This window comes from Streptococcus oralis subsp. oralis (genome assembly GCF_002096435.1).
GTDB classification, from domain to species: domain Bacteria; phylum Bacillota; class Bacilli; order Lactobacillales; family Streptococcaceae; genus Streptococcus; species Streptococcus oralis_AA.
The window spans coordinates 293,681-307,797 of sequence record NZ_NCUI01000024.1; the positions used below are offsets into that span (position 1 = coordinate 293,681).

Genomic DNA, 14,117 nt, shown 5'->3' on the forward strand with positions numbered 1-14,117 from the left:
AGGAAGAAATTATGTCTAAAGAGATTGATATTGAGTATTACCATCAATTAGCACTGCAAAAGCAGAAGGAGCATCGTAAAGTGTTAGCTAATCTAAAGAAAAAGCCACCAAAGAATCTAGATAAGATAGCTCAGCAGATCCACCAAGAAGTCTTTGCTGAGATTGATTGCACTGCCTGTGCCAACTGTTGCAAGACTTTGGGGCCCGACTTTAAAGAAGCAGATATTACCCGTATTGCTAAGTACTTTAAGATGAAATTACCGGCTTTTGAAGCGGAATTCCTTCAGGTGGATGAAGATGGTGATAAAGTTTTCAAATCCATGCCTTGCCCCTTTCTAGGAGGAGACAATCTCTGCTCCATCTATGACGTTCGTCCCAAGGCCTGTCGTGAATTCCCCCATACAGATCGTAAAAAGATCCACCAAATCAACCATTTGACGATTAAGAATACCTTGACCTGCCCTGCAGCCTATCTCTTTGTTGAGAAATTAAAAGATAAGTTATAGAATTTACACCTTTAAATCTTGTACAAAGATTCTAGGGTGGAAGTATCTTGTATTTGTTAGAATATAGATAGAATTGAACACGAACTAAAAGCTATGCGAAAAAGAAAAACTTACCTAGAACCAGCGTTAATTTTCCTATTTTCACTTTGCTTTTAATGACCTTTGTATCTTATGGAGGTAAGAAAAGAAGAATATGATGCATCAATTCAATCAAACTATGGATTATTTGGAGCAGCAACTGACTGGAGAAGTGGATATGAAAAGATTTCAGCAGCTATCGGGCTATTCTTACCCTCTCTTTAGCAGGTTATTTTCTATCCTGGCAGATATGACATTAGCAGAATACTTGCGCAATCGCAGGCTATCAGAAGCTGTGACAGACTTGCGGGAAGGCTCTGAGAAAGTCATTGATATAGCAATGAAATACGGCTATGAGTCTTCTGACGCCTTCAGCACAGCCTTCAAGAAATTCCATGGTGCAACTCCCTCAGAAGTTCGAAATGGAAAACCTTATCGAATCTTTCCTATACTTCAATTATCCTTAAAGATTACAGGAGGAAAGAACATGGATATCAAGATTCAAAAGAAGCCTGCATTTATCGTGGCAGGTGTCCTATTGGAAGCTATTGACAATAGCAAATGCCCGTCTGCTTGGGAGAAACTCTATGCAACTCACAGTATTAAAAGCCTAGAAGGCTTGGGTAGCGGCCAATCCCTTGGCGTCTGCTCGGATGTCAAAGAAGGTGAAATTATCGACTATATGGCTGCTTACGATGTGACGGATAAAACTAAAGCAGAAGAACTAGGTCTGTCCATCAAAGATATCCCAGCCGCTGAATATGCTATCGTACCAGTCAAAGGCCCTATACCTGCTAGCATTCACAGTGCTTGGAAATATGCCTTGGAGGTCTTTTTCCCAGAAACAGGCTATCGCCACTCAGGAGCGCCAGACTTTGAAGTCTATACCGAAGGTGACATGTCGTCACCAGACTATCAAATGGAACTCTGGATACCAGTGATTAAGAACTAGATCATTTTCTGACAATTTATAAAAATGCAAATCGAACTCTGTAGAAAGAATCTCTACAGAGTTTTTAATTGTTGACATTCATGTCTGTAAACAAACAGACCATATTTTTTGTTTGGATTTTATGGGGCATGCGAATAGTTTTCTCGGTATAATAGTCCCATAGAAGATAAGGAGGCAAGAATATGCAGATGTATTTTGGAGATGTGTCACTTTGCTATAGTTATTCATTGGCAATGGCACTGGATGCCTATGGTTATGACTTTAAAGCAGAGTTTTTAGAGGCAATCATGGTAATGGGAAATGGCGCTAGTATCGTAAAGGAAGATGACCAGCACCCTCTAGTATTCTTTGATAACGGAATGCCAGATCTCTCTATCTCCCATTCCTTAAAAATACTAGGGTTTGACTATGAGGATTTCTATCTAAAAGATAGAGCAGAAGTTGATTTGGAAGAAATTAAAAGAAAGTTGGAAACCTTTCTGACTAATGGACCTGTCGTACTGGGGCCTCTTGATATGGGCCATCTGACCTACAATCCCAATCACACAATCCTTTATGGTGTGGATCACTTTGTAACCGTGTATGACATTGATGATCAGTACCTCTATTTGCACGATCCAGCTGGTTTTGCCTGTATGAAGGTTGCTTTTAATGACATACTAGAAGCATGGAAGGCAGAGGCTATTGACTATAAGCGCGGAGCCTACTCCATGTGGGGAAATTTTAAGAAGGTCAAGAGTCCTAGTCAGACTGAAATCTATCAAGAAACAGCAAGGATTATGAAGACCCGATATCTGAATGGTCAAAGTGGTGTGTTGGAATGCTATGCAAAAGTAGTTGCTGAAAACGGCTTAAATACGGAGCAAAGACAACTGCACCAGTATTTTAGCTTTAAACTTGCAGCTGTTCGAAATCTCTATCTCAGTAAGTTCTTAAAAGATCATGATCCGAAAGGGGCAAGATTAAAAGAAGAATTGGCTACTCTATTTAGCCAAGCCCATCTTTCATGTTTAAAAGAAGATTATCAAGAACTAGCCCACTTGCTTTATCAGATGGCTGAAGTGGATGGTCGTTTTAGAGATTTATATGTAAAGTAGTGACTATAAGCATAAAAAAATAGTTAGTAAAAGCAGCTTTTCGTAAAATGAAGAACTGCTTTTTGATTATGGTATAATGAAGTAAGAAAATAGCTTATTCTAGTTGAAGATGAAGGGAGAACTCCCATGCCTAGACCAAAAACGAAAGAGGAGCTAGTGTTAGCCTCTAAGGAAAACTATGAAAAGCTCAATCACTTTATATCTAAATTAAGTGAAGAGGAGCTACAGACTCCTTTTGATTTTTCAAAAGACCAAAAGAAAAAAGAAGCTCACTGGAATAGAGATAAAAATCTACGGGATGTTTTGATCCATCTATATGAATGGCAGCAATTACTTTTAACTTGGGTACATTCTAATCAAAAAGGTCAAGAAAGAACTTTTCTCCCTGAACCTTATAATTGGAAAACTTATGGGGAAATGAATGTCGCTATTTGGAAGAAGCATCAGAAAACGTCCGTAGAAGAAGCGACCAAACTCCTCAATCAATCGCATAAAAAGGTTTTAGAGTTAATGGAAGGCTTCAGCAATGACGAATTGTTCACAAAAGGTACCTATAAATGGACGGGTGGGACAAGTCTAGGTTCCTACTTTGTCAGTAGCACCTCCAGTCACTATGACTGGGCTCTGAAAAAACTCAAAGCTCATCAGAAAAATTGTAAGGTATAGATGGACTGTTTGAAATGGCAAGAATCAGTTCTTTTAAACGTAAGATAAAAGCAAAGGGCTATCAAGTGATGTAGCCCTTTTGAGTTATACAAGCAGATTACCATGCAAAAGCTGTCGTTGGAGCATTGAGGGCTTCTAGCCATTGCTTATTTTTTACAGGGCAAAGAGTTACGGATATACCTGCCATATCCAAACTGGTCATAAATGTTCCTGATTTTATAAAGGTAATAGTGACTCCTTCAATTTCTAAGAGTTGAAGGAGATCATTGATAAATATCCCCATTTCTAGGTTGGTAGTAGTGCCTAGATTATTTACAAGCAATATAAATTGATCCCCATTTTTCCAATGATAGTGCAATCTTAATTTGCTTATAATTTCATTTGCAAGGATTTCCGAAGATTGAAATGGGACGATACGATAACCTTCTTCACCGTGTATCCCAATGCCATAAGAAATATTTCCTTCTTCCAAGCTAAATAGTGGAAGGGTGGTTTGGGGTAGACTAGCGGATTTCGTTGCAAAGCCAATCGTTGCGATTTCGGGAGCAAGTTGATGACCTAAATCGGTTAGTTGTTCTATGTCGGTACCATTTTGAGCTGCAAATCCTAGGATTTTATGAAGTAAGATTGTCCCTGCAAGCCCTCTTCCTCTAATTTGAAATCTATTGTGAGGTTCAATTGAAATATCGTCGTGTGCTAGACTATAGCCGACTTTAATTCCTTCTTTTCTAGCAGTGTTAATGGCCGAGCTAAATTCTTTGATGTCTGCTTCGAAATTTTTTACAATGATGAAGACACCGTGACCATTGTTTAAAAAACGAATGGACTCTAAGATTTCAGTTCTTGTAGGAGGAGTAAATAATTGGCCATAGATAGCAGCAGTAAGCATTCCTTCTCCCACATATCCAATATGCGCAGGTTCGTGACCGGAACCTCCACCCGACAATATTGGAACCTGATGAGGATTGCGATTTTTTTGATAGACTAATGGTAAGGTAGGGTGCTTTTCTAATTTAGGATGACTGCTGACAGTTGCCGAAATGTAACTTGAAATAATTTTCTGTTTATGATTTGAAATAAATGTCATTGTGGTCTCTTTCCAATAATTGTCATGATTAGAAAGTCTGGTTGTGGAACTGGACTTTTTTTATTGACGTAAGCTTTCACGATTTCTGCTAGAGCATGTGAATGGTAGTCTAACAAAAAACAAGTATAAGCAGAAGAATCGATATCAATCTGACCGTATTCTCTTAAAATTTTTGATACAAGCAAGCGACAGTAGCTGATAAAGTGGTCATAAAAGTTATTTTGCCCTTGAATATCAAAAAGTTGAATATAAAAGTCACGCTCTTGTTCGAAATAAAAAAATAATTCTTGTAATAGTTTTTGGCCCGAAATGAAGTCCAAGTTATTGGTGATATACTCGGTTAAGTCATTTTCAAATATCCAGTCTAGCAGTTCATATTTGTCAAGAAAGTGATTGTAAAAGGTCTGTCTACGAATGCCAGCTGATTCCATGATATCTACAATGGAGATTTTGTCAAAATCTCTAGTAGGTAATAGGTCTCTAAATGCCTTGGCAATCCGTTTTTTTGTAATAAGTGATGATGCCATTGGAAGCCTTTCTGTTACTTACTTCATTTTACCAAAAAAATGTTTTAAACGGGTTTAAAAGGGGACAAATAATAGAATCTGTCCCTTATCATCCAGCAATAAAAAATATATAATGAAAGCGAAAACAAAGGTACATGCCAAAAGGAGTTTCTCATGAAAAAAATTATAAATGAACCGACACAAGTTGTTGATGAAATGTTGCAGGGATTGTCATTCATGCATGATGACTTGGTAGAACGCTTAGATGGCTTTGATGTCATTGTTAGAAAGGCAGAAAAGACAGGAAAAGTTGGACTCATTTCAGGTGGAGGTTCAGGACATGAACCAAGTCATGCTGGATTTGTAGGAGATGGAATGTTGTCTGCTGCCATTTGTGGAGCAGTCTTCACTTCACCTACTCCGGACCAAATTTTAGAAGCCATTAAGGCGGCTGATGAAGGTGCTGGAGTTTGCATGGTCATCAAGAACTATTCTGGTGACATTATGAACTTTGAAATTGCACAAGAACTTGCTGAAATGGAAGGTATTGATGTAGCAAGTGTTGTAGTCGATGATGATATTGCGGTTGAAAATAGCCTCTATACCCAAGGTCGTCGAGGTGTCGCAGGTACTATATTAGTCCATAAAATTTTGGGAGATGCGGCTCGTTCTGGTAAATCATTAGCTGAAATGAAGGACTTGGCCGATAAACTTGTGTTAGAAATTAAAACAATTGGGCTGGCCCTGTCTGGAGCAACCGTTCCTGAAGTTGGGAAACCAGGATTTGTTTTAGAAGATGATGAATTTGAATATGGTGTTGGTATTCATGGTGAGCCGGGATATAAGAAAGAGAAAATGCAACCTTCAGCACAATTGGCTTCAGAATTGGTTGAAAAATTATCTGAAGGTTTCCAACTTAAGGCTGGTGAACGCTATGGGCTTCTCATCAATGGTTTAGGAAGCACTCCTCTTATGGAGCAATATGTATTTGCAAATGATGTGGCTAAATTACTCCATGAAAAAGGTGTTGAGTTGGCATTTAAGAAAATTGGAAACTATATGACATCAATTGATATGGCTGGCTTGTCATTAACATTGATTCGATTGGCAGATGATGAGTGGTTGGATGCTCTAAATGCCCCTGTTACTACACCAGCTTGGTAAAACTCAAGGAGAAAATGTCAAATGAATGCTGAACAAGCACTTGAATGGATGAAGCTTTTTAATGAAAAGATTCAAGAACAGAAAGATTACCTTAGTGAGTTAGACACTCCTATAGGGGATGGAGACCACGGTGGAAATATGGCGCGTGGAATGGCTGCAGTTATGGAAAACATAGAAGGAAAGCAATTTGAGACCAGCAGTGATGTTTTTAAACTTGTCTCAATGCAACTACTGAGTAAGGTAGGCGGTGCTTCTGGTCCCTTGTATGGCTCTGCTTTTATGGGCATGGCCAAGGCTGATTCAAATTCGAAATTAGAAGAAATCTTACAAAGTGGTTTGGATATGATTGTCAAACGTGGGAAAGCAGAAGTTGGAGAAAAGACAATGGTTGATGTTTGGACTCCTGTTATTGCGGCCTTGTCTGATGGCCAGTTGACTCAAGAGGTTATTGATCAGGTAGTGAATGCTACCAAAGATTTACTTGCAACTAAAGGAAGAGCATCTTATTTAGGAGAACGTTCTCTTGGACATATTGATCCAGGATCATTTTCATCAGGATTACTCTTTACTGCTCTTTTAGAAACTGAGGTGGTTTAATGGGAAGTATTGGTCTTGTTATCGTTTCACATTCCAAACACATTGCACAAGGTCTTGTTGAACTGATTAGTGAAGTAGCAAAAGATGTCCCGATTACTTATGTAGGAGGAACCGAGGACGGAGGAATTGGAACAAGTTTTGATCAAGTAGATAGGGTTGTTTCTGAAAATCCAGCAGATACTTTATTAGCTTTTTTTGACCTAGGTTCTGCTAAAATGAACTTAGAAATGGTGGCTGATTTCAGTGATAAAAGTATCATCATCAACAGGGTTCCAATTGTAGAAGGTGCCTATACTGCAGCTGCTCTTCTTCAGGCTGGAGCAGAACTGTCAGTTATTCATACACAGTTTTCGGAGCTTGAAATCAATAAATAAGGAATTTTACTATAACTCTTTTTATAGGTGGGCTATTGATTATCTCAACTATCAAATTTTAAGTAAATAATTTCAAAATCAGAAAGGGATTGCTTTATGCAGTTCCTTTTTATTTTAACAGGAGTAAAGCTAGAGTGTTTCTAAATTGTGAATCAATCAAAACTGATTGTGATGGGACTATTCTAGATTTAGAATTCTTTAAAAATTAAAATTTAAGGCAATCAATGGCTTAGAATAGTGCGAAAACATTTAGTTTATAGGAATTCTAGGTCTAGAATTACAAAGATATTTATGAAGTTAGGGCATTCGATAGTTAGGATTGTTCTATTCTGAAAGATTTAGGCTGTCAATTGTATAGGATAGTAGTTTACCAATGAATTTTGTTGAAAGATTCCTTGTTTTATGGTAGTCTAAAGTCAAAGAAAGCCTTATCATTAAATTGATACCTTTTATATGAGTATAGAAGAGGGATGAAAAGATATTTTACGTCTCCTAATAACAATTGTATTTTCACTTGCAAAAAATGTATTTGAACTCTACCTAATGTAGAAGAAGGAAATATCATGAAACGTTTGTGACTTGTTGGAAAGAGAATGTGAACTAAAAATAGATTTAGGAGTAGGTAGATGAGTAATCTAGAATCAATGCGTAAAGCACATACCATTGTGTGGGGTGCCTATCTATTTTTGTCATTAAGAGTGCTGTTAATTAGCAGTACTGAGTATTTCTTGCTTCTTTTTTTCAGCGTTTCTCTATTCGATAGTATCGCTACCTATATACTCTGTGAAGAATAAAATAGTATCAATTTGTATGGCTATAAACTCAATGAAAAAGAGTATGAATTATTAAAAAATAAGAAGTGAGATAAAGATGGTTAAATCTTAGTTCTCTTTAAAATCAAATCAGGTAGAGAAAGGATACCTTTTCAAGGTAACAAAGTGCTGTAAACGCAGTTGACGATTATTTGTTAGTATTATGTCCTAATCATATTCAATTAAAAGGAGAATATTTAAATGAAACATTTTATTACTGGTATTGGTGAGATAAAATTAGCTTTCTACATCTTATATGTTTTGCTAGGTCTAGCACCTTTATTTCACACTTACATAATAAATGATGATACAGGTGTGGGGAAATCAGTTTTAACTATTATAGGGGTAGTTTCTGTATTCATTTTGACTATTGCTCGAATTTATAGAAGATTTTTCTACAATAAACTTGACTAGAATAGTATGAGTTAGTTAATCAATTGGAACTATTATTTTTGTTATACTTTACCACGTTTAATTTTTTACATTAAACAACCGAATGAAGTAAAAGTTGTTTATCTTAGAAAGGAAAACTTCAAATTGTCCTACAAATTTCTACTCTTCGACCTTGACCACACCTTGCTTGATTTTGATGCTGCTGAGGATGTGGCTTTGACGCAACTTCTAAAAGAAGAAGGAGTTGCAGATGTTCAGGCTTATAAAGACTATTACGTTCCTATGAACAAGGCTCTCTGGAAGGAATTGGAGCTGAAGAAAATCAGCAAACAAGAACTGGTTAACACGCGCTTTTCTCGTTTATTTGCTCATTTTGGACTGGAGAAGGACGGTGTTATACTTGCCCAGCGTTACCAGTTTTATCTCGCCCAGCAGGGACAAACTCTTTCGGGCGCTCATGAACTCTTGGACAGCCTCATCAAGCGTGATTATGATTTGTATGCTGCGACAAATGGGATTATTGCTATCCAGACAGGTCGTTTGGCTCAATCTGGTCTGGCTCCCTATTTCAACCAAGTCTTTATCTCTGAACAGTTGCAAACACAAAAACCTGACGCACTGTTCTATGAAAAAATTGGTCAAAAGATAACTGGATTTGATAAAGAAAAGACGCTGATGATTGGAGATTCCCTAACAGCTGATATTCAAGGTGGCAATAATGCTGGGATCGATACTATCTGGTACAATCCCCATCATTTAGAAAATGAGTCGCAAGCCCAGCCGACTTACGAAGTTCATTCTTACCAAGACTTACTAGATTGTTTGGATACTATCTAGTGCTTTTCCTAAGAGGGGATGATATGGAAACTAAAGTCATTGAAGAGATTGACAATTTACTAAACCTCATCGAGCAGTATCAGTTAAAAGGTGTGGTTGCTCAAGTAAATTCTTTAAAACAGTTAAAGTATATCATAAGTAATCATATAGAGTTAAGTACTCGAGAGAAGATGAATATCCACTATTCACTCTTTCTCCCTAGGGGTGGTTTATCTGAACTCTACTATATGGACGCTAATCTTGAACGGATGATGTCTGTAAATAATCAACTTTCCTATTCTATTGATACAATCGAAAAGTTTTTAATGGCTGATTGATACTGTGAATAGTAATGTCAAATAATAGGGTCAATAACAGTATATATAAGAACTGTAAAAAGTGGTTTAGATAGCCACTTTTTGCTATAATAGAAGCAGTAAAAACGAAGGAATAGTAAACGATGGCAAGACCAGAACTTTCTCTTTATGAACCATTGTATACACTAAAGGAAGTTGATCAAAATATCTGGATAGCAGATGGTGACTTGATACAAATGGATATGAAGGTCTTCAAACTACCTTTTCAGACACGTATGACAGTGATAAAGTTAAACGATGGAAAACTTTGGATTCATTCTCCAATCGCGCCAAACGAGGAGCTCTTTACTGAACTGGATGCTTTGGGCAGAGTCGCTTACCTGATTTCTCCAAATAAGATTCACTATGCCTATATTGCAGATTGGAAAAAAAGATATCCTCATGCGCAAACATGGTCTAGTCCAGGAGTTGAAGAGAGAGTGAAAAGTCAGAATGTCAAGGTAGAATTTGATTCTCCCTTAGCAGATGAGTCTCCTGACTTATGGTCTGATGAGATTGATCAACTTATTTTTAAGGGAAGTTCTGTGATTGAAGAAGTGGTGTTTTTTCATAAATCGACTAAAACACTCATTGTAACGGACCTTATAGAGAATTTTGAACCGGAAAAGATAGCTAGTCCAATCCGAAGAATAATCTATCGTTTAGCCCGTGTAACAGCTCCTGATGGACAAACTCCTATCGATTATCGTATGACTTTTTTTAGGAGACAAATAGATGCAAAGGTTTCCTTTTACCGCATGTTAAACTGGAAACCTGATAAGATTATACTTGCACACGGTCTATGCTTTTTTGAGAATGGTATAGATGAATTAAAACGTGCTTTTAGATGGATACGGTAAAGGAGAAAAAGATGCAACATTCGTCTTGGCATGCTTTGATTAAGGAGCAATTACCTGAAGGTTATTTTGGGAAAATCAATCAATTTATGGAACAGGTCTATGCTCAGGGAACTGTTTATCCACCTAAGAAAAAAGTTTTTCAGGCTCTCTTGACTACACCTCTGGAAGAGGTTAAGGTGGTGATTTTAGGGCAAGACCCCTATCACGGGCCAGGTCAGGCGCAGGGCTTAAGTTTTTCTGTACCTGACTCTATCCCAGCCCCGCCATCCTTGCAAAATATCTTGAAAGAATTGTCAGATGACATCGGAGCTAAGAAGTCCCATGATTTAACGTCTTGGGCTGAGCAAGGAGTCTTACTTCTCAATGCTTGCTTGACCGTTCCTGCTGGCCAGGCCAATGGTCATGCTGGACAGATATGGGAGCCTTTTACAGATGCTGTGATTCGGGTTGTCAATAATCTAGACAGACCTGTAGTCTTTGTACTCTGGGGTGCTTATGCACGCAAGAAGAAGGCCTTGGTTACCAATCCTCACCACTTGATTATCGAATCAGCCCATCCTAGTCCTTTATCAGTTTACAGAGGATTTTGGGGTTCCAAGCCTTTTTCCAAGGCTAATGCATTCTTAAGAGAGACAGGACAAGAGCCAATCGATTGGCTTAGATAAGGAGATAATATGCCTCAGTTAGCGACTATTTGCTACATTGATAACGGAAAAGAACTGCTCATGCTCCATCGTAATAAGAAGCCCAATGATGTCCACGAAGGCAAATGGATTGGTGTGGGTGGTAAGCTAGAGCGAGGTGAGACTCCACAGGAATGTGCAGCGCGTGAAATCCTCGAAGAAACAGGGCTCAAAGCCAAGCCGGTTCTAAAAGGTGTTATCACTTTTCCAGAATTCACACCAGATTTAGACTGGTACACCTATGTTTTTAAGGTGACGGAGTTTGAGGGTGACTTGATTGACTGCAATGAGGGAACCTTAGAATGGGTTCCCTATGATGAAGTCTTGAGCAAGCCGACTTGGGAAGGGGATCACACCTTTGTTGAGTGGCTTTTAGAGGACAAACCCTTCTTTTCAGCTAAGTTTGTGTATGATGGGGATAAATTGTTGGATACCCAAGTTGATTTTTATGAATAAAGGAGTAGAGCTATGTTACTAATCAAAAATGGTCGTGTCATGGATCCTAAGTCTGGGTTGGATCAAGTCTGTGATGTTTTGGTCCAAGATGGAAAAATTGTCAAAATTGCCCCTGGAATTAAGGAAGAAGGAGCAGAAGTGATCGACGCTACTGGTCTTGTGGTTGCGCCTGGACTGGTTGATATCCATGTTCATTTCCGTGAACCAGGTCAAACCCACAAAGAAGACATCCATACGGGCGCCCTAGCTGCTGCTGCAGGTGGATTTACAACTGTCGTCATGATGGCTAATACTAGTCCAACCATCTCGGATGTGGAAACTTTGCAAGAAGTTCTCCAATCTGCTGCCAAGGAACAAATCAATGTCAAGACGGTTGCGACCATTACTAAAAATTTTAATGGCCAAGACTTGACAGACTTTAAGGCACTTTTGGAAGCTGGAGCCGTTGGTTTTTCTGATGACGGTATTCCACTTGAAAGTAGTAAAGTTGTCAAGGAAGCCATGGAAACTGCCAAGAAACTAGGTACCTTTGTTTGTCTTCACGAGGAAGATCCTGGTTTGAATGGAATTCTTGGTTTCAACGAAAACATCGCTAAAGACCACTTCAAAATCTGTGGTGCGACAGGGGTGGCAGAATACGCCATGATTGCGCGTGATGTCATGATTGCCTACGCAACCAAGGCCCATGTTCACATCCAGCATTTGTCTAAGGAAGAAAGTGTCAAGGTAGTAGAGTTTGCTCAAGGACTAGGTGCGCAGGTCACAGCAGAAGTAGCGCCACAACATTTCTCTAAGACAGAAGCTCTTCTTTTAACTCAAGGAAGCAATGCTAAGATGAATCCGCCACTTCGTTTGGAATCAGACCGTCGTGCTGTTATCGAAGGTCTCAAGTCAGGTGTTATCACAGTTATCGCAACAGACCACGCGCCTCACCATGCAGATGAGAAAAATGTAGAAGATATCACCAAAGCGCCATCTGGTATGACTGGCTTGGAAACCTCTCTTTCTCTTGGTTTGACTTATTTGGTGGAAGCTGGTGAGTTGAGCTTGATGGAATTGCTTGAAAAAATGACTGTCAATCCAGCCAAACTTTACAACTTTGAAGCTGGTTACTTGGCTGAGAATGGTCCAGCGGATATCACTATCTTTGATGCCAAGGCTGATCGCCTTGTGGACTCACACTTTGCTTCAAAAGCAGCTAATTCACCATTTATCGGTGAAACTTTAAAAGGGCAGGTCAAGTATACTATCTGTAAGGGACAAATCGTCTACCAAAACTAGATGGGACTCTGCTCTTAAATTGAAAAGAATAGAGAGCGTTCATGTATCCAACCCATCAATTTAAAGATAAGTTTATTTTATTTCTTAAGATATTTTTTCCTATCCTGATTTATCAGTTTGCTAATTATTCTGCCTCTTTTGTCGATACAACCATGACTGGGCAGTACAATACCATGGATTTGGCGGGAGTATCAACTGCAACTAGTCTATGGAATCCTTTCTTTACTTTTTTAACAGGGATTGTTTCGGCCATGGTTCCCATCATAGGCCATCATCTGGGACGAGGCAAAAAGGAAGAAGTGGCATCTGACTTTTACCAATTCATCTACTTGGCTTTCGGGTTGTCTTTGGTCTTGCTTGGCATGGTAATATTCTTTTCACCGCCTGTCTTAAACCATATTGGACTAGAAGCTCAAGTGGCGGTAGTTGCAGTTTCTTATCTTTGGTATTTGTCTATCGGGATTATTCCCTTGTTGCTTTTTAGTGTTATTCGGTCATTGTTAGATTCTCTTGGTTTGACCAAGCTATCTATGTACCTGATGCTCCTATTACTTCCGCTAAATAGTGGTTTTAACTATCTCTTGATATATGGAGTCCTTGGTTTTCCAGAGCTTGGTGGCGCAGGAGCAGGGCTAGGAACTTCTCTAGCATATTGGGTTTTATTGGGGATTTCTCTTCTTGTTTTGTTCAAACAAAAAAGATTAAAAGCGTTACATCTTGAAAAACGCATTCCACTCAATATAGATAAAATCAAGGAAGGTGTTCGATTAGGTCTACCAATCGGAGGAACCGTATTTGCTGAAGTAGCTATATTCTCCGTGGTGGGACTAATCATGGCTAAGTTTTCATCGCTCATCATCGCTAGTCACCAGTCAGCCATGAACTTCTCAACTCTCATGTATGCTTTTCCCATGAGTATTTCCTCTGCTATGGCGATTGTTGTGTCTTACGAGGTGGGGGCTAAACGTTTTGAGGATGCAAAAACCTATGCTCGTCTGGGGAGAATAACAGCCCTTATTTTTGCTTGTCTTACCCTATCCTTCCTCTACATTTTTAGAGATCGTGTAGCAAGTCTATATGGGAATGACTCTCAGTTCATTGAAACAACTGCTGTATTTCTAACCTACAGTCTCTTTTTCCAATTAGCTGATACCTTTGCGGCTCCGCTCCAAGGAATTTTAAGAGGGTATAAGGACACTATCGTTCCTTTCTATCTTGGCTTAATTGGATATTGGGGAGTAGCGATACCACTAGGATATCTACTAGATCAAGCAACTGCCTTAGGGGCATTTGCCTACTGGATTGGGTTAATTGCCAGCTTGATTGTTTCTGGTTGTTTGTACCAATGGCGTTTGAAAACTGTAATGAAAAGATTGAGCTAATTTTAAGAAATTATCCTGAAAAACGACTTTGTGAAAAAATACTCTAACTAG

General features: G+C 38.8%; 17 protein-coding genes and 1 pseudogene. 16 read left to right on the top strand and 2 right to left on the bottom strand.

Annotated elements, in window-relative coordinates; all coding sequences use genetic code 11:
- Positions 1-11: 11 nt before the first annotated feature.
- The 4 genes from B7723_RS04935 (at position 12) to B7723_RS04950 (ending at position 3,299) form a co-directional block, all read left to right on the top strand.
- The gene (locus tag B7723_RS04935; RefSeq protein ID WP_000031476.1) at positions 12-506 is read left to right on the top strand and encodes a YkgJ family cysteine cluster protein; all 495 of its coding nucleotides are present in this window, start codon (positions 12-14) and stop codon (positions 504-506) included.
- Between the two features lie 193 nt (positions 507-699).
- A complete protein-coding gene (locus B7723_RS04940; protein ID WP_084849695.1) occupies positions 700-1,536 on the top strand; it encodes an AraC family transcriptional regulator in 837 nt (278 codons plus the stop codon).
- Between the two features lie 182 nt (positions 1,537-1,718).
- Positions 1,719-2,633, top strand: coding sequence for a peptidase (locus B7723_RS04945; RefSeq protein WP_084849694.1), 915 nt, complete (start codon positions 1,719-1,721; stop codon positions 2,631-2,633).
- Positions 2,634-2,759: 126 nt separating this feature from the next.
- Positions 2,760-3,299 (top strand): ClbS/DfsB family four-helix bundle protein, encoded by a 540-nt coding sequence (locus tag B7723_RS04950; RefSeq protein ID WP_084849693.1) that lies wholly within the window; start codon positions 2,760-2,762, stop codon positions 3,297-3,299.
- Positions 3,300-3,396: 97 nt separating this feature from the next.
- On the opposite strand, the gene dhaQ is transcribed toward B7723_RS04950, so the two are convergent.
- Together dhaQ and dhaS are read right to left on the bottom strand one after the other, a co-directional pair.
- A complete protein-coding gene (gene dhaQ, locus B7723_RS04955) occupies positions 3,397-4,386 on the bottom strand; it encodes a DhaKLM operon coactivator DhaQ (protein ID WP_084849692.1) in 990 nt (329 codons plus the stop codon).
- Positions 4,383-4,913: a dihydroxyacetone kinase transcriptional activator DhaS gene (dhaS, locus tag B7723_RS04960; protein WP_084849691.1), complete on the bottom strand. Its 531-nt coding sequence runs from the start codon at positions 4,911-4,913 to the stop codon at positions 4,383-4,385. Before dhaS ends, dhaQ begins: the two co-directional genes overlap by 4 nt.
- A 153-nt stretch (positions 4,914-5,066) precedes the next feature.
- Between dhaS and dhaK the strand changes: the two genes are divergently transcribed.
- The 12 genes and pseudogenes from dhaK (at position 5,067) to B7723_RS05020 (ending at position 14,066) form a co-directional block, all read left to right on the top strand.
- Positions 5,067-6,056 carry a dihydroxyacetone kinase subunit DhaK gene (gene dhaK / locus B7723_RS04965; RefSeq protein ID WP_084849690.1) on the top strand — a complete coding sequence of 330 codons (990 nt, stop codon included), beginning with the start codon at positions 5,067-5,069 and terminating at the stop codon, positions 6,054-6,056.
- A 21-nt stretch (positions 6,057-6,077) separates the two neighbouring features.
- A complete protein-coding gene (gene dhaL / locus B7723_RS04970) occupies positions 6,078-6,653 on the top strand; it encodes a dihydroxyacetone kinase subunit DhaL (protein WP_084849689.1) in 576 nt (191 codons plus the stop codon).
- A complete protein-coding gene (gene dhaM / locus B7723_RS04975) occupies positions 6,653-7,027 on the top strand; it encodes a dihydroxyacetone kinase phosphoryl donor subunit DhaM (protein WP_084849688.1) in 375 nt (124 codons plus the stop codon). Before dhaL ends, dhaM begins: the two co-directional genes overlap by 1 nt.
- Positions 7,028-7,653: 626 nt before the next feature.
- Positions 7,654-7,855 (top strand): annotated as a pseudogene (locus B7723_RS10635) (hypothetical protein); the annotation flags it as partial.
- Between the two features lie 185 nt (positions 7,856-8,040).
- Positions 8,041-8,253: a hypothetical protein gene (locus B7723_RS04985; RefSeq protein WP_084849687.1), complete on the top strand. Its 213-nt coding sequence runs from the start codon at positions 8,041-8,043 to the stop codon at positions 8,251-8,253.
- Between the two features lie 123 nt (positions 8,254-8,376).
- Complete coding sequence (locus B7723_RS04990) at positions 8,377-9,069, top strand: YjjG family noncanonical pyrimidine nucleotidase (protein ID WP_084849686.1); 693 nt, start codon at positions 8,377-8,379, stop codon at positions 9,067-9,069.
- 23 nt (positions 9,070-9,092) lie between these two features.
- Positions 9,093-9,386, top strand: coding sequence for a hypothetical protein (locus B7723_RS04995; protein WP_084849685.1), 294 nt, complete (start codon positions 9,093-9,095; stop codon positions 9,384-9,386).
- Between the two features lie 122 nt (positions 9,387-9,508).
- A complete protein-coding gene (locus B7723_RS05000; protein ID WP_084849684.1) occupies positions 9,509-10,264 on the top strand; it encodes a DUF4336 domain-containing protein in 756 nt (251 codons plus the stop codon).
- Positions 10,265-10,275: 11 nt separating this feature from the next.
- The gene (locus B7723_RS05005; protein ID WP_084849683.1) at positions 10,276-10,929 is read left to right on the top strand and encodes a uracil-DNA glycosylase; all 654 of its coding nucleotides are present in this window, start codon (positions 10,276-10,278) and stop codon (positions 10,927-10,929) included.
- Positions 10,930-10,938: 9 nt separating this feature from the next.
- The gene (locus tag B7723_RS05010; protein ID WP_001135768.1) at positions 10,939-11,403 is read left to right on the top strand and encodes an NUDIX hydrolase; all 465 of its coding nucleotides are present in this window, start codon (positions 10,939-10,941) and stop codon (positions 11,401-11,403) included.
- 12 nt (positions 11,404-11,415) lie between these two features.
- Entirely contained in the window at positions 11,416-12,684 is a 1,269-nt protein-coding gene (locus B7723_RS05015; RefSeq protein ID WP_084849682.1) for a dihydroorotase, read from the top strand.
- A gap of 41 nt (positions 12,685-12,725) precedes the next feature.
- Positions 12,726-14,066 carry an MATE family efflux transporter gene (locus B7723_RS05020; protein WP_084849681.1) on the top strand — a complete coding sequence of 447 codons (1,341 nt, stop codon included), beginning with the start codon at positions 12,726-12,728 and terminating at the stop codon, positions 14,064-14,066.
- Positions 14,067-14,117 lie beyond the last annotated feature (51 nt).